Source organism: Streptomyces sp. NPDC005574, assembly GCF_040605435.1.
Taxonomy (GTDB): domain Bacteria; phylum Actinomycetota; class Actinomycetes; order Streptomycetales; family Streptomycetaceae; genus Streptomyces.
The window spans coordinates 25,249-39,991 of the sequence record NZ_JBEXCW010000021.1; the positions used below are offsets into that span (position 1 = coordinate 25,249).

Below are 14,743 nucleotides of genomic sequence, written 5' to 3' on the forward strand. Positions count from 1 at the left end.
CCTCAGCCCGGCGGTGAGCGTCGCCGCTCCCCGTAGGTTCCGGTGGAGAGAAGAGATGACGGACCAGACAGCAGCAGACTTTTTCGGTGCCACGACCATCCGGCCCCCGTTGGACCCGGAACTCGCGCCCGTCGAGGAGGCACGAGGGGCCGTCTTTCCGGCCCTGACGGACGAGACCCTGCCAGAGATCCGGCGGCAGATCGCTGCGGGATCCCCCGGGTTGGATTCGGAGGCTCTGACGGCGGGCGGCAGAGTGCGGGTGGAGGAGCGCCAGGTGCCGGGGCCGGAAGGCGAGTCGGACATCACGGTGCTGATTCTCAGCCCCGTCGTGGACCGAGGTCCCAAGGGAGGCATCCTCAGCCTCCACGGTGGCGGGATGATCATGGGGGGACGCCGGGACCACGTGAGTCATCTCCTTCCCCATGTGATCGAGGGGAGTGCGGTCGTCGTGTCGGTCGAGTACCGGCTGGCGCCGGATCACCCCGATTCCGCGCCGGTCGAGGACTGCTACGCGGGGCTGGTGTGGACGGCGAAGAACGCGGCCGAGCTCGGTATCGACCCCGAGCGGCTCATGATCGCCGGAGTCAGTGGCGGCGGCGGTCTCGCGGCGGGCACCGCGTTGCTCGCCCGCGACCGCGCCTTTCCCTCGCTCAGCCACCAGGTTCTGATCTGCCCCATGCTCGACGACCGCTTCGAGACGCACAGCAGCCGCATGGTGGACCGCGAAGGCGTATGGGACCGCTACAGCAACCGGTACGCGTGGACCTCCGTGCTGGGTGAGCGGCGCGGCGGCCCGGAGGTGTCGCAGTACGCCGCGCCGGCCCGCGCCGAGGACCTCAGCCGGCTGCCGCGCACCTACATCGACACCGGCTCGGCCGAGGGATTCCGCGACGAGATCCTGAGCTACGCCGGCCGGTTGTCCGAGGCGGGCGTGAGCGTCGATCTGCACATGTGGGGCGGAGGCTTCCACGGATCCGATATGACGGTGGATCATGCGGCTGTGTCGCGCGCCTCAAACGCGACCCGCGAGGAGTTCATCCGGCGGGCTCTTCACAGGTGAGCGGTGCGACAACGTATGCCGCCAGACACCTCCCAGCAAGCGCCGGACTTCCAGGAGGCACCGTTCGCGATGGTAAGTCGACCCACTTGCCTTCGTGGTGGTGGGGAGGCTGGCTTCACGGGGTCCGGGCCGGTCTGACGCTCGCACCCCGATGAACATGGCGTACGTGTCGGCCGCCGACGATCACTCCCACAACACCCCAGGGGAAGAATCCCTATGAAAATCCGACTGACCGCCGGAGGGACCGTCCTCCACGCAACCCTCGACGACAGTGTGACGGCACGCGACTTTGCCTCATTGCTTCCGCTGACGCTGCCGATGAACGACCTGTTCAAGCGTGAGAAGTACGCTCACCTGCCCCGGTCTCTCGCCGCGGGCGGCGAGCCGCGGTCCAGCTATGAGATCGGCAACATCGCCTACTGGCCACCCGGACCCGACATCGCCATCTTCTACGACCACGACGGCGAGTCCATCCCGGCCCCCGGCATCATCGTCCTCGGCGAAATCGACTCGGGGGCCGGTGCCTTGCAGAGGTACGACGGCGCGGTCGACGTCACCGTCGAGGCAGCCGACTGAGACTCGGCCGGTCACCGCTCACATCGTCAACGAGGGAGAAGAAGGGGGGCCGGTCGCAGCCTCACCGGCTGCGTAGGCGGCCGGGGTGAGGCCGGTGCGGTCGCGGAAGAAGCGGCCGAAGTTCGCGGCGTCGGTGAAGCCGAGGTGGACGGCCACGGTCCGGGCATCCCACCGGGCAGCTCCCAGCAGGCGCCGGGCTTCCAACAGGCGCCGCTCGTCGATGAGTTCACGTACCCCCTTGCCGGTGGCGTCCCGGGCGGCGCGGCTCAGGGTGCGGACCGAACAGCCGAGCAACTCGGCGTAGTCCGCGGCTTGGTGCAGTTCGCGGAAGTGCAGCTCCAGGGCGTCCAGAAAGCGTCCGTACCTGTCGGCGCGGCCGGTGCCGGCCGTGGTCGTGGTCGTGGCTGTGCCGGTGGGGGTGATGTCCGGGGAGTTGGCCAGGCGCAGCAGCAGGGATTCGAGCAGGCTGCGGCGTAGGGCGTGGTGGATGTCGAGAGGGCGGCGCCCCAGTGCGCGGTGTTCGTCCAGGAGTTGGAGTGCCGTCTGCTGGAGCCAGGCGTTGTCGTCGGGGTGCGGGCTGAGCACGGCGGGGGCCTCGTGCGCGGTGAGCGGTGCCAGGAGGCGTGCGAGGTCGGGCCGCAGCACCTCCGGTTCGAACAGGATGAACGGGCCGCGGGCCGCACCGGGCGGATGCCAGCACTGCGCGTGCCCGGGACGCACCCACAGCCACTGGCCGGGAGCGACGGTCCGCGTGACATGGTCGACGTCGTGCCGCAGCTCACCCTCGGTGACCGCGATGAGGTAATGGAAGGTGGCACGCCCCGGCCAGGGCGGGTTCCACGGCCAGTCGTCGTGCTGAGCGAAGAACTCCTCGACGGTACTCACCTCAAGGCCGTACGGAGTACCGACCGGGGGCTGGAAACCGTACAGCGGAACCGCAGCCGGTCCGGCCTGCCTGCTCGGCCCGGAGTGTCGCTTGTCGACCATCACGTGTCCGCAGCCTACCGCCCTTCGCGTCGGCTTCGGCGGAAGGATGGGAGGTGCCACCGCGCCCGCGCGGCGCGCCCTCCGCCTCCTTCGAGGCCCCAGTCATTCACCACTTGAGAAGGCTCACCACCATGAACGGATCGGCCCTGCAAGAGACCGCCGCCGACTGCGCGGAGGAACTCCCCGGAGCTCGGTTGGAGCACCCCTTCGGCCCGGCCTGGGAGGTCTACAAGGTACGTGGCAAGGTGTTCATGCTGATGACCGAAGTCCCGGGGCGGCCCGTCGTGATCCTCAAGGCGGACCCGGGCGAGGCCCACGCCCTGCGGGAGCAGTACAGCCACATCACCCCCGGCTACCACATGAACAAGAAGCACTGGATCACCCTGGAGAGCGGAGAAGGCGTCGACAAGGAGCTCGTCAGGGAGCTCGTCACCGACTCCTACCGGCTCGTCGTCGCCCGTCTGCCCAGGGCCGAGCGGCCCGTCGACCCGCACACCTACGGCAGCGGCGCACGGGCGGCCCGGTGAGCGCGGCCGGTGACCGGCTCCAGGACACCGCCCGCCGGGCGGCCCTGGCCCTCCCCGACGTCAGCCACGGCTACCCCTTCACGCCGGGACTCGACGTGTACAAGGTCGCGGGCAAGGTGTTCCTGATCGTCACCGAGGACCCGGACGAACAGATCATCACGGTCAAGTGCGAACCCGAACACGCCCGCGTGCAAGAACGCGGCCACGCCTCGATCACCCCGGGCCGCTATCTCGACAGACGCCACTGGATCTCAGTGGGGCCGGGACCCGGCATCACCGAGCGGCTGGTCACCGACGCGGTGGAGGATTCCTACGACCTGGTCGCCGAGCGGCTGCCGCGACGCGACCGGCCCAGTGCCCGATGAGCGCAGCGAGCTTCCCCGCGAGAGGCTGAGCCGACGCCTGTCAGCGCCCGTGCACCACTCACCGCGTCCTGATACGTCCGCTTCCGACCCGAGAGACCAATGGAACCGACCCTGCCGCTCTTCGGCGAGGAGCCCGCCCGGCCCCTCGCCGACCGCCTGCGCCCCACCCAACTGGAAGAGGTCGTCGGGCAGGACCACCTCCTTGCCCCGGACGCCCCGCTGGGCCGCATGGTCGCCCAGCAACGCCTCAGCTCCGCCATCTTGTGGGGCCCGCCCGGCGTCGGGAAAACGACCATCGCCCGCCTCCTCGCGAACGCTGGCGACCTGGCCTTCGAACCGGTGTCGGCCACCTTCTCCGGCGTGGCCGACCTGCGCAAGGTCTTCACCACCGCACGAAGCCGACGCGGCATCGGCCAGGGCACCCTGCTGTTCGTCGACGAGATCCACCGCTTCAACCGTGCCCAGCAGGACAGCTTCCTGCCCTACGTCGAGGACGGCACAGTCACCCTGATCGGCGCCACCACGGAGAACCCGAGCTTCGAACTCAACGGCGCGCTCCTCTCCCGCGCCCAGGTCCTTGTCCTCAAACGCCTCGATGAAGCCGCACTGTCCACGCTCCTCGCCCGCGCCGAGCAGCTCACCGGTCACCATCTGCCCCTGGACGAGGACGCCCGTCGCGCGCTGATCGCCATGGCCGACGGAGACGGCCGCTACCTCCTCAACATGGCCGAACAGCTCCACGCCCTCCCGGACACCGAAACCACCCTGGACACCGCCGGGCTCGCCCATCACATCCAGCAGCGGGCCCCGCTGTACGACAAGGCGCAGGAGGGCCATTACAACCTGATCTCCGCGCTGCACAAGTCGATGCGCGGCTCCGACCCGGACGCGGCCCTGTACTGGCTCGCCCGCATGCTCGACGGCGGCGAGGACCCGCTGTTCGTAGCGCGCCGCCTGGTCCGCTTCGCGAACGAGGACATCGGTATGGCCGACCCGCATGCCATCCAGCAGGCTCTCGCCGCCTGGGACGTGTACGAGCGACTCGGCTCCCCCGAGGGCGAGTTGGCGATCGCCCAGGCCGTCGTCTATCTCGCCACCGCCCCCAAGTCGATCGCCGTCTACCGCGGCTTCAACGCCGCACACCGATCAGCCCGGCACACCGGCTCACTCATGCCACCCGTCCACATCCTCAACGCCCCGACCCGGCTGATGAAAGGCCTCGGCTACGGCAAGGACTACCAGTACGACCCGGACACAGCCGACGGCTTCTCCGGTGACGACTACTTCCCCGACGACATGGACCGCGAGACGTACTACCAGCCCACCCGCAACGGCTACGAAGCCCAGATCACCGAGCGCCTGCACCACTGGAACGCCCTGCGCGCCCGCCGGCAACGCGGCTGACCGGCCGCACCCGCGACGTCTCCGCGAGGGCCCCCGCGTCGGACTGCAGCACTGCCCGGCCAAATGTCGGGGACGACTCCTGCCGTCGTGGCGTGTCGTCGAGCACGCAGGTGACTGCGAGAACCGCATCCCTCCCGTTATAACGTCAGTGGTGTATGCTGCAAGCGTAATAATTGCAGATGGGGGCTCATGCGTGACTTGGAAGATCATCGTGGTTGAGCCAGCTCTTTCGTGGCTTCACGGCCTGCGCCGTACTGACCGCGACACCCTGATTCAGGTCAGCCAGGCTGTCACTGCCCTTCAGGAGGAAGGTCCCGCGCTGGGCCGGCCTCTGGTGGACACGATCAAGGGCTCGGTGCTGTCGAACCTCAAGGAGCTCCGCCCCGGCTCGGCAGGGGCCACGGAAGTGCGGTTGCTGTTCGTGTTCGACCCGGACCGCCAGGCTGTGATCCTGGTCGGCGGTGACAAGGCAGGCAACTGGTCCGGCTGGTACCGCGTCGCGGTGCCCCAGGCGGAGCAGGCGTACGCGGAGCATCTGAAGCGAATCGATGGAGAGGACGGGGCACGATGACTGATCACCTCAAGGACCCGCAGGCCGTCTCCTGGGGAGACCTGGCTGATGATTTCGCCTTCACCGATGCCGAAAAGGATCAGATCCAGAAGGGGGCGCAGGCGATGGTCCTGGCCTCCCGTGTGCACCGCCTCGCCGAGTTGCGGAAGCGGCAGCACACCACACAGGTGCAGGTCGCCGAAGCCATGGGTGTCACCCAGGCCCGCGTCTCGCGTATCGAGAAGGGCCAGCTGGAGCGTAGCGAGGTCGACACCCTCGCCGCGTACGTCAAGGCGCTCGGCGGCAAGTTGAAGATCGTCGCTGACTTCGGTGATGAGAGCTACGTACTCGGCTGACCTGATCGACGCGCCGCTACCCAGGTCGATGCACAGTCCGGTGGGCGGGATCGCTTCGTGACGTCAGGGATGATGCTCCACCCCGGTGGAACGGGGCGGAGCATCATCGCGCCGGTAAGGGACTCCGCTGCACGAAGGGTTCTATCCCCTTGGCTGAACTGGGCGGAGGCGGCTGCCGCTGTGGTAAGCGTCCAACTCATCGACCCCCAGGGGCCATTGAGGGGCCGCAAGGACAGGAACAGACCGACAAGCACCGCACAGGGCTGACCCTGATCGACACGTCTGACCTGCAAGAACGGCGTGAATCGGTAATGATCGGCAAGGGCTGCCAAGATCCCCAATGGACTCATAATCCGTCGGCCGTGGGTTCGAGTCCCACCCGCCCCACCTTTGCAGGCTCCTGACCCGCGGAAACGTTCCTCGTGAGGTGTCGGAGCGTCAACTTTCGCTCAACGGACTGAATCCGCTGCTCGCGGCTTCGGAACGGGGCGAGGCTCTCGCTCCCTCGCTGAGCAGACATCGCGCTGACCTGCGGCAATGCTGATGATCAGGACTTGTGCCTCAGCAACGTCACGAGCTGGCAGCGTCTCCTCGGCTTCGCTTTCGTGATTTTGGGGACGTGTTGGGGACGCAGGGTTTCGGTGAGGTCTGCTGACCAGTCCCCGTGGGCTCTGGCCGGCCGCCCGAGGAGCTCCGTGCTGACCGGGTTCGGACTCAACTCTGGGGAGCTCGATCGCGTCGGAGCAGGGCGTGAGGAGCTGGTGCGCGCCAGGGCGCGGAAACTGCCCGAACAGAAAACAGCCCGGCCTGTCTGCTGAGCCATGCGGCTGTCATGCCGCCGTCGCTCAGCGCCGTGGTGCGGATGTTGGCGCCGGGCCCGGGGGAGGCCGTGATCATCGGCTGTTTGCCGGACGGCCGCAGACGCGACGAACCGGAGTTGAAGGCCGGCGAGCGGTGCCATGCCATGGAAGACGTCTGCTGGTGGCGCAGGCCGATCATCACGACCTCGAACGCGGCTCCGGCGCCGTCCTCGCCGGCCCCTCATTGCCCTGGTAGCTCACACCATCAGGCGACGCCAGAACCCCTCAAAGAATCACGAACCGCCCACTCATAAACCGCCAGCCGTGGGTTCGAGTCCCACCCGCCCCACCACGCGTGCCTCTGACGCGTAAATAGCAGCAGGGCAGAGATCACGTTCAGGCCCTCGGTGATCGTGCGCCGGGAAGGTGACACTGACTACGTCCCCCGCGAAGGGCTGGGAACCTGCCGCAGGAAGTCTACGACCAGTGGCGCGAGGCCATCCGGCTGCGCAAGGACGGCAAACCACGGGTCGACGGCGGTACCGGCGTGCTGCTGCCGGTCCGCGCGTTCTACATGGACATCCAGAGCTGGGCATTGGAGGAACCCCAGCGGTGGGCGCGCTGGGCCGCGCCGTGTCCGATCCCGCCGGCGGACCTGCGGGGGTTCGGGGCGCGGCGGCGCCGGATCAACGAACGCACCGCCGACCGGGTCAGGCAACGCCAGCCGCTGCTATCGGCGTTGGTCGCGCACGTGGAGGAGAGGAGCACTACAGCGGGCGGCGTGTCCTGTTCGAGGCCGTGCGGCAGGCAGGACCGGTGGAGGCGGACGAGCTGGCCGGGTTCGCCAGGACCGTGGCGGCTGGCCGGTGCGCTGCCGTCGTGCCTCCCCAGCCGGCCGGGCGCTGAGCTACGGCCGCAGGACGAGCTTCCCGGCGGCGTGACCGCTCGCGCTCAGCTCCTGCGCCTTCGCGGCGTCCTCCAGCAGAAGGCTCTGCGCGATGCGCACCGTGAGCTTGCCGTCGGCTGCGAGGCGGGCGTACTCGCCGAGGCGGGAACCGAACGGGGCGCCGGGGCCGGAGAAGGTGACGCCCAGCTCGGCGGCCTTCAGATCGGCGATGGTGATGATCCGGTCGGTGCCGCCGCGCAGGTCGATCGACACCTCCAGGTCGCCTGCCCCCGCGGCGTCGTACACGGCGTCGATGCCCTGCGGTGCGGCCTCGCGGACCCGGTCGGCGAGGCCGGCGCCGTAGGCGACCGGGATCGCGCCCAGCAAGCGCAGGTAGTCGTGGTTGCCGGGGGAGGCGGTGCCGATGACCGTGGCGCCGCGGGTGACCGCGAGCTGAACACCGACGGCGCCGGCCACGCCCGCGGCTCCGTGCAGCAGGAGCGTGTCGCCTTCCCCGACGCCGAGGGCGTCGAGCACGCGGACCGAGGTCTCGACGGCGACGGGCAGTGCCGCGGCGAGGTCCCAGTCGAGGTCCGCGGGCTTCGGGCCGAAGTCGACGGCCAGCGCGTGCTCGGCGTATGCGCCGGTGACGGTCCAGCCCAGGACCTCGTCACCCACCGCGACGCCGGTCACGCCTTCGCCGACCTCGTCGACGACGCCGGCCGCCTCCACGCCGGGGATCACCGGGAACGGCGGGGCGATTTGCGGCCTCCACCCGTTGCGGATCTTGGAGTCGAGCGGGTTGACCCCTGCCGCCGCGACCTTCAGCCGCACCTGCCCGGGTCCGGCGTGCGGCTCGTCGACCTCTTCGAGGCGGAGGACTTCCGGGCCCCCGAACTCGGTGTAGGTGATCGCCTTCATGTCCTGCTCCAGTGCTCGTCGCTCTAGGTGAAAGATCAACTTGGCCGGGACCGGTGGCGGCCGCACCGGCACTTCGACTAGTTCCGGCTCGGAGGCTCAGGAACCAGCCACGTTTGTGGGCGCGGTCCAGCCGGTGGATCGGATCCACTCGGCCAGGTCGAGGGTGGCCGGCTCGATCGCCCGCACCACCGCAAGATCCGACGGGTGTTCCGCCGCCTTCGCGAACTGGCGGAACATCGCCCTGTCGAGGTCGCTGGGAAGCACGCTCAACGGGAGGGCCTCGTAACGTGCCGGGAGCCCGGCGCGCGCGCCGAACGCCGCGGCGATCTGAGGGCCCGTCAGCTCGTCGCCGACGAGCTCGACGGCTCCGCCGGGTGCCTCCGCGGTGTCGAGCAGGAGCGCGGCGGCGACCCGGCCGACGTCCCTGACCGAGATCATCTTCAGGGCGACGTCCTCCGGCAGCGGCAGCCTCAGCACGATCTCTCCGTGCTCCAGGCTCGGTGCCATCTCCTCCATGAAGGGGGTCGGGCGAACCATCGCGGCCCTGAGGCCGGACTTCCTCAGGTGCTCCTCGATCGAGTGCTTCGAGTCATGGTGCGGCACACCCCGCTCCCGGTCCGCGCCGAAGACCGAGTTGAACACGACGAGCGGGACGCGTGCCGCGACCGCCGCGTCGACGAGCGCGGTGCCGATGCGGATCTCCGTCTCGACCTCTTCGAGGTTGTTCGCTTCCGGGGTCATGAAGGAGAACGCCTCGACCGCCGTCAGCGCGGCGGCCAGCGACGCCGGGTCGTCGGTCCGGATGGCCGCCAGCTCGACGCCGCGGGCGGCCAGCGCCTGAGCCCGGTCGGATTGCGGGTTGCGGACCAGGGCCCGCACCGTGGCCTTGTGGTCCAGCAGCGCGTCGACCACCGCCCCGCCCTGTTGCCCCGTCGCGCCGAAGACTGCGATCGTGCCGGTCGTCTGTGTGCTCATCGCTGCCACCCTTCACTCAGGGCGTAAGCGAGAGCACGAGTCCGGTGTTGACCTCGGCGGTGGGGGGAGGACGACGCGGGCGCGGCGTCCTCGAGCTTGATCTGTTGTGACATGTCTCCACGATGCGTCTGCGGCGCCAGGCTCACCACCGGTATCGCGCCAGGTTCTCCCGATAACCCGCCAGTGTCGGGTAGCCTCGATCGCGTGTCCGACCCCAGCGGCGAGCCGAGCTTCTGCACCGACGATGCGCCGTTGTCGGCGCCGCTGGCCCATGGCGCCGACGTGGCCGCGCACTTCCACGACTACGGTCAGCTCCGCTACGCCGCGCGTGGGGCCCTGGTCACAGCGACCCAGGTGGGCACCTGGGTGGCGCCGGCCAGTCGGATCATGTGGGTGCCGCCCTTCGCGGTGCACAGCAGCAAGGCGTACGGCGAGACGGACATCCGGGTGCTGTCGCTGCCCGTGACGCTGACCGGACAGCTGCCGGCCGAGCCGTCGGTCTTCGTGGCGAGCGCGTTGCTGCGCGAGGCCTATCTGGCGCTGATGAGCGAGGGAGAGCCGCTGGAGAGCCCCCGTGCGCGGCTGCTGATCGACGTCGTACTCGCCGAGCTCGCCCGCACCGCACAGGAGCCGCTGCGCCTCCCGGAGCCGATCGACCGGCGTCTCAAGGCGGTCACCGACCTGCTTCACATGGACCCAGCAAGCCCGGCGACCCTGGCCGAGCTGGGCCACCGCACGGGCGCCAGCGAACGCACCCTGAGCCGACTGTTCGGCAGCGAGCTGTCGATGAGCTTCCGTCAGTGGCGCACCCTGCTGCGCATTCAACGGGCGCTGATCGAGCTCAGCGACGGCGCCTCGGTCACCGACACGGCGATCCGGCTGGGCTGGTCGAACCCCAGCAGCTTCATCGACGCCTTCACCGAGCTGGTCGGTCAGACACCGGGGGGCTATCGCTCGTCGGCTCGGTCCTCCCGCAGCGCCCATGGGTGAGAGGCTGGCGGGGTAGCCGTAGTTCCTGGCGGAACATCGGTGGCAGCCCAATGGTGTGGGAGCCCACGCTGGAAGGGTGACTCCCTCCGCCATCACCCAGAGCTCCTCGCCGGCATCGGCGGCCTCGGCCGGTGCGACGCTGAGCGACCTCATCGTCCAGTCGCTGACGCGGCACAGCTCGTCGGAGGCGTTCGTCGCGGGCGACCGGCGACTGACCTACGCCCAGGTGCGGGACCTGGTCTCGCAGTACATGGGTGCGCTCAGTCGGCGCGGCGTTGGCCTGGGGGTGGGCGTCACCATGCTCAGCCCGAACACGCCTGAGTCCTGGATCGTGCAGGCTGCGACGTACCTCCTCGGAGGGCGCTTCACGGGACTCCAGGCCCTGGCCTCGATGCCGGACCAAATCGTGGTCTGCGAGGACGCAGAGGCAGCCGTGCTGGTGGTGTCGGCGCCTCTCGTCGGCGTCCGGCTCGTCCGCGGTCGGGGACACCGCGGGCACCGTCACCGCGGTCGGTGCCGCCGTGGCGGCGAAGGACGGGGTGGCGAGCAGGAGGGCCGGGGCGAGGATGCCCGCGGCAATGCCGGGCGCAGCCTGCCCTGTGCCGGCTCGGCGCTCTCCGCAGAGCTTTGTGGTCTCGCCGCCCGGTGCGGCATGGGCCACTGACACCTCCGACAGCAGAAAGTAATTCTTCGATGACCACACAACTCCTGCGCACCGAGCGCACCGAGCGCAGCGGTCCGCAGACCGCTTCCGTCGTGACCGACCTGCCGTTCAAGCCTCAGCTCGTCAAAGCGGTGTTCAGGGACGTGACCTCGTTGCACATCTCCCGGCCGGCCGCGTGGGCCGCCGCGTCGGTGACGCTGACCCTGCTGACGGAGATCATCGACGGCGCGAAAAACGCGGCGGTCGAGGAGGCCAGGACGAGGCTGATTCCCAAGGACCTCATCTCGGCGATCGACCGGAACATCGAGGTGGAGGTGGGATCGGCGTGGTACCTGCACAGCCCGACCTTCCACGGCCTGATGGGCGAGGTGCGCAACGCCGATGGTGCGCTCGTGTCTCTTCGTGAGCGCCGCGGGGCGCGTACACCGAGTGGTGTGGCCGGCGCCCACCGGTTCGAGGCCGGGGTGAGAAGGCTGCTGGGGAGCCGGGGGGTGAGGGCGGTCCCGGCGATGGTCCGCGACCTGGACGGAATCGCGAGCGTGTTCCTGACGGCCCTGGCCCGGGACGCGGCCAAGGTCGTCCGCGAGGGCGGGGTCAAGCGGTTCGGGACGGTCAGTCCGGTGGTGCCGGGCGAGCCGGCCCCGGCCCCGGCCCCGCTGCTCAAGGACCCCCTCCTCGCCCTGTCCACCCGCCGCGGGGACGGGCGGACTGTTGGAGCGGACGACGTCCTGGCCGCCGTCACGATGCAGCTGTTCGGCGATCTCAGACAACGTGCCATCACCGAGGCAGCCGAGATGGCACGGAACACCTCGGCCAACTGATCGGGCCCGCCCCTGCCCTCTGCCCACGGTTCCCACGTCTGCGCGGCTCCCGGAACCTGCCGCCCGCATTCGGCTCCGGTCGGCTCGCGAGAACGGGCTCGTCGCACGGGCGCGGATCGCCGGCCGCAGGCACACCACGGGGAAGACCTCCCTTAAATGGCTGTGTGAGGACGCGTTGAGGACACAAGGACAGGAACAGACCGACAAAGATCAGCTGATCCCAGCGCTGAAGAGCGCGTCTAACCTGCAAGAACGCCTTGGATCGGCGTAGAGACGCAAGGGCCGCCAAGATCCTGAATGGACTCATAATCCGTCGGCCGTGGGTTCGAGTCCCACCCGCCCCACCTGTGTAGGACTCTGACCTGCGGAAACGTTCAATTTGTCCTGTCGGATCGTCAACTTTGCTTGAGCGGACTGAATCCGCTGCGCGTGAGTTCGGCCTCGCTGCCGGTGTCGGGCGTGCGGATGTCCCTGACCTGCGCAGATGTTCCAGTTCGCAGCGGTTGAAGTTGCGGAACATGGCTCCTGCGGCTGGCTGGGCACTGGATTCTGGACGTTGGCTGGACGCGAGAAACCGGAAGGGGGCACTCCGGTGCGGAGTCATCCCCTCTGCAGAGGGGCGTGGCCGGAGTGGGCGCCGTGTGGTGGCAACTGGGCTCGTCTGGATCGTGCCGTACCGACGTAGCCGGTTGGCTTGGGGGAGAAATGGTCCCTACTGAAAACGGTCTCAGATCGCACCGCGGAGTTGCCTGGCGGCCGCCATCGCGCCGAGGGTGCTCGCCGACGTTCATCCGCGCGACAGCCGACGTGGCGGCCGACCCCGAACTGGCCGGCCACACTGGTCAGCATGTCGGCCACCATGCGCGCGGCGTCCGGTGGATTCTCGATCCGCACTGGCTGCCCCGTGGCCGAGCTTCCACCACCCGGTCCACCTGGAAGGTACGCCACTGCCGACGCTCGACGTCGAGCGCGACCAGATACCAGCGGTTGCGGGTGCGGACGAGCCGCTAGGGATCGGCCGCACGGCTGCTGCCGCGCCCCGCCATGTCGCGGTACATCAACTGCATTCAGTTGCGGAGACGGCAGACAACCGCCAGCTCCAGCAACACCTCGGCCGACACCGGATCACCTGACCCTTGAGGGGTGTGCACGACGAACTCGGCGAACGCGCCCAACCGGTCGGCCACACGGGAGCGTTGGTGCAGCACTGGATCCGTGATCCCATCATCCCTGAGGCCGGCCCAGGGCAGGGCGTGCTACCCGCGCATGGCCCAGAGCCGTCAGGGGCCAGTCCTTGGACGCCGTCAACGGTCGCGGTACTCAGCCAAGCGCGATGGCGGTCCACGACACCGGTGGCAGTTCGACGGTGAGCACGCCGTCGGCGAGCTTCGCGGTCGTGTTCGGGGCCGGGACCACGCGGTTCTGCTCCGCGAGTGTGTTCCTGGCGTACACGTCGGCGTCGGCGAGCGTGACCGCCTCGGTGATGTGCGTCGAGCAAAGGCCCCGGACGTCGATCGTGACCCGCGCGGGTTCGTGCAGGTCACGGTTGACGAGGAAGACCGCGGCCCGGTCCTCGTCGACGGTGGCGACGGCGTCGATGACGGATGCCTCACCGTGGCGTGCGGTGTCGTACACCGGTGCCTGGATCAGGGGCCGGATCACCTCGCCGGAGGCGAGCCGGCTCGTGATCGAGAACGGGTGGAAGGTGGTCTGCCGCCAGGCGGGGCCGCCGGGCTCGGTCATGATCGGCGCGATCACGTTGACCAGTTGCGCGAGCGAGGCCGAGGTGACGCGGTCGCTGTGCTTGAGCAGCGTCATCAGCAGGTTGCCGACGACGACGGCGTCCGCCACCGAGTAGACGTCCTCCAGCTGCCGGGGGGCGTGCCGCCACTCGTCGTTGACCTCGTCGGACTCGTGGTGCTCCTTCTGGTACCAGACGTTCCACTCGTCGAACGAGATGTTGATCTTCTTCTTGGAGCGCTTCTTGTACCCCACGTGGTCGGCGGTCGCGACGACGGTGTCGAGGAAGTAGTCCATGTCGGTCGCCGAGGCGAGGAAGGAGCCGAGGTCGCCGTCGTGCTCCTGGTAGTAGGCGTGGCAGGAGACGTAGTCGACGTGGTCGTAGGTGTGCTCCAGCACCGTGCGTTCCCAGTCGCCGAAGGTCGGCATGCCGGACCCGGAGGAGCCGCAGGCGACGAGTTCGAGGTCCTTGTCGGCCATCTTCATCGCGGCGGCGGTACGGGCGGCGATCTTGCCGTAGTCGTCGGCCGTCATGAAGCCGGTCTGCCACGGCCCGTCCATCTCGTTGCCGAGGCACCACATGCGCACGTTGTGCGGCGTGGGCGTGCCGTTGGCGACACGCAGGTCCGACAGCGCCGTACCCGAGGGGTGGTTGGCGTACTCGAGCAGGTCCAGGGCGGACTGGATGCCCCGCGTGCCGAGGTTCACCGCGAGCATCAGTTCGGAGTCGGTTAGCTTGAGCCAGCGGGCGAAATCGTCCAGGCCGACCTGGTTCGACTCCAGCGAGTGCCAGGCGAGGTCGCGGCGCACCGGACGCTTGTCACGCGGGCCGACCGAGTCCTCCCATCGGAACCCGGAGACGAAGTTGCCGCCCGGGTAGCGGATGGCCGTGCTTCCGAGCTCCCTGACGAGCGCGACGACGTCCATACGGAACCCGTCGTCGTTCGCGCTCGGGTGTTCCGGCTCGTAGAGCCCGGTGTACACGCAGCGGCCGAGGTGTTCGACGAACGAGCCGAAGGTGCGGCGCCGGACGGGAGCGATGACGGCCCGCCTGTCGAGTTCGATGTGGGCGCGGGGCAATGCGGTAGTCCTTTGCAGTGCGGGACGGGGGTGGGCAGCGG

14 protein-coding genes, 1 tRNA gene and 1 pseudogene are annotated in these 14,743 nt (G+C 69.1%); 11 read left to right on the top strand and 5 right to left on the bottom strand.

Translation table 11 applies throughout. The annotated features are described in order from the left end of the window. Positions 1–13 precede the first annotated feature (13 nt). Positions 14–1,060 (top strand): alpha/beta hydrolase fold domain-containing protein, encoded by a 1,047-nt coding sequence (locus ABZT03_RS16520; RefSeq protein ID WP_356039486.1) that lies wholly within the window; start codon positions 14–16, stop codon positions 1,058–1,060. 216 nt (positions 1,061–1,276) lie between these two features. Continuing rightward, on the top strand, positions 1,277–1,636 hold the full coding sequence (locus ABZT03_RS16525) for a cyclophilin-like fold protein (RefSeq protein WP_356039489.1): 360 nt from the start codon (positions 1,277–1,279) through the stop codon (positions 1,634–1,636). 18 nt (positions 1,637–1,654) lie between these two features. Here ABZT03_RS16525 and ABZT03_RS16530 read toward each other — a convergent pair whose 3' ends face one another. After that, positions 1,655–2,521 carry an AraC family transcriptional regulator gene (locus ABZT03_RS16530; RefSeq protein ID WP_356039492.1) on the bottom strand — a complete coding sequence of 289 codons (867 nt, stop codon included), beginning with the start codon at positions 2,519–2,521 and terminating at the stop codon, positions 1,655–1,657. A gap of 233 nt (positions 2,522–2,754) precedes the next feature. Between ABZT03_RS16530 and ABZT03_RS16535 the strand changes: the two genes are divergently transcribed. From ABZT03_RS16535 to ABZT03_RS16555, 5 genes are all read left to right on the top strand, one after another. Then, positions 2,755–3,150, top strand: a complete 396-nt coding sequence (locus tag ABZT03_RS16535; protein ID WP_356039495.1) for an MmcQ/YjbR family DNA-binding protein — start codon at positions 2,755–2,757, stop codon at positions 3,148–3,150. Continuing rightward, on the top strand, positions 3,147–3,515 hold the full coding sequence (locus tag ABZT03_RS16540) for an MmcQ/YjbR family DNA-binding protein (protein WP_356039498.1): 369 nt from the start codon (positions 3,147–3,149) through the stop codon (positions 3,513–3,515). Before ABZT03_RS16535 ends, ABZT03_RS16540 begins: the two co-directional genes overlap by 4 nt. Positions 3,516–3,614: 99 nt before the next feature. Beyond that, complete coding sequence (locus ABZT03_RS16545; protein WP_356039500.1) at positions 3,615–4,919, top strand: replication-associated recombination protein A; 1,305 nt, start codon at positions 3,615–3,617, stop codon at positions 4,917–4,919. Positions 4,920–5,112: 193 nt separating this feature from the next. Beyond that, the gene (locus ABZT03_RS16550) at positions 5,113–5,490 is read left to right on the top strand and encodes a type II toxin-antitoxin system RelE/ParE family toxin (protein WP_356039503.1); all 378 of its coding nucleotides are present in this window, start codon (positions 5,113–5,115) and stop codon (positions 5,488–5,490) included. Continuing rightward, positions 5,487–5,825 carry an XRE family transcriptional regulator gene (locus ABZT03_RS16555; protein ID WP_329409581.1) on the top strand — a complete coding sequence of 113 codons (339 nt, stop codon included), beginning with the start codon at positions 5,487–5,489 and terminating at the stop codon, positions 5,823–5,825. Before ABZT03_RS16550 ends, ABZT03_RS16555 begins: the two co-directional genes overlap by 4 nt. 1,707 nt (positions 5,826–7,532) lie before the next feature. On the opposite strand, the gene ABZT03_RS16560 is transcribed toward ABZT03_RS16555, so the two are convergent. Together ABZT03_RS16560 and ABZT03_RS16565 are read right to left on the bottom strand one after the other, a co-directional pair. Further along, positions 7,533–8,432, bottom strand: coding sequence for an NADP-dependent oxidoreductase (locus ABZT03_RS16560; RefSeq protein ID WP_356039507.1), 900 nt, complete (start codon positions 8,430–8,432; stop codon positions 7,533–7,535). Between the two features lie 96 nt (positions 8,433–8,528). Further along, the gene (locus tag ABZT03_RS16565; protein WP_356039510.1) at positions 8,529–9,407 is read right to left on the bottom strand and encodes an NmrA/HSCARG family protein; all 879 of its coding nucleotides are present in this window, start codon (positions 9,405–9,407) and stop codon (positions 8,529–8,531) included. Between the two features lie 204 nt (positions 9,408–9,611). Here ABZT03_RS16565 and ABZT03_RS16570 point away from each other — a divergent pair, with 204 nt between their 5' ends. The 4 genes from ABZT03_RS16570 (at position 9,612) to ABZT03_RS16585 (ending at position 12,226) form a co-directional block, all read left to right on the top strand. Then, complete coding sequence (locus tag ABZT03_RS16570; protein WP_356039513.1) at positions 9,612–10,397, top strand: helix-turn-helix transcriptional regulator; 786 nt, start codon at positions 9,612–9,614, stop codon at positions 10,395–10,397. 76 nt (positions 10,398–10,473) lie between these two features. Further along, the gene (locus tag ABZT03_RS16575) at positions 10,474–11,061 is read left to right on the top strand and encodes an AMP-binding protein (RefSeq protein WP_356039516.1); all 588 of its coding nucleotides are present in this window, start codon (positions 10,474–10,476) and stop codon (positions 11,059–11,061) included. 29 nt (positions 11,062–11,090) lie between these two features. Further along, positions 11,091–11,882 (top strand): hypothetical protein, encoded by a 792-nt coding sequence (locus tag ABZT03_RS16580; protein WP_356039519.1) that lies wholly within the window; start codon positions 11,091–11,093, stop codon positions 11,880–11,882. A gap of 267 nt (positions 11,883–12,149) precedes the next feature. Beyond that, a tRNA-OTHER gene (locus ABZT03_RS16585) sits at positions 12,150–12,226 on the top strand. 573 nt (positions 12,227–12,799) lie between these two features. On the opposite strand, the pseudogene ABZT03_RS16590 reads toward ABZT03_RS16585, so the two are convergent. Further along, a pseudogene (locus tag ABZT03_RS16590) lies at positions 12,800–12,898 on the bottom strand (WYL domain-containing protein); the annotation flags it as partial. 304 nt (positions 12,899–13,202) lie between these two features. Next, positions 13,203–14,702 carry an alpha-N-arabinofuranosidase gene (locus ABZT03_RS16595; protein ID WP_356039522.1) on the bottom strand — a complete coding sequence of 500 codons (1,500 nt, stop codon included), beginning with the start codon at positions 14,700–14,702 and terminating at the stop codon, positions 13,203–13,205. Between the last annotated feature and the right edge of the window lie 41 nt (positions 14,703–14,743).

Excerpts from the sequence above, each read along its gene's own strand:
- ABZT03_RS16535 (WP_356039495.1), top strand. The coding sequence starts at position 2,755 with ATGAACGGATCGGCCCTGCAAGAGACCGCCGCCGACTGCGCGGAGGAA.
- ABZT03_RS16545 (WP_356039500.1), top strand. The coding sequence starts at position 3,615 with ATGGAACCGACCCTGCCGCTCTTCGGCGAGGAGCCCGCCCGGCCCCTC.
- ABZT03_RS16565 (WP_356039510.1), bottom strand. The coding sequence starts at position 9,407 with ATGAGCACACAGACGACCGGCACGATCGCAGTCTTCGGCGCGACGGGG.
- ABZT03_RS16580 (WP_356039519.1), top strand. The coding sequence starts at position 11,091 with ATGACCACACAACTCCTGCGCACCGAGCGCACCGAGCGCAGCGGTCCG.
- ABZT03_RS16555 (WP_329409581.1), top strand. The coding sequence starts at position 5,487 with ATGACTGATCACCTCAAGGACCCGCAGGCCGTCTCCTGGGGAGACCTG.
- ABZT03_RS16525 (WP_356039489.1), top strand. The coding sequence starts at position 1,277 with ATGAAAATCCGACTGACCGCCGGAGGGACCGTCCTCCACGCAACCCTC.
- ABZT03_RS16560 (WP_356039507.1), bottom strand. The coding sequence starts at position 8,432 with ATGAAGGCGATCACCTACACCGAGTTCGGGGGCCCGGAAGTCCTCCGC.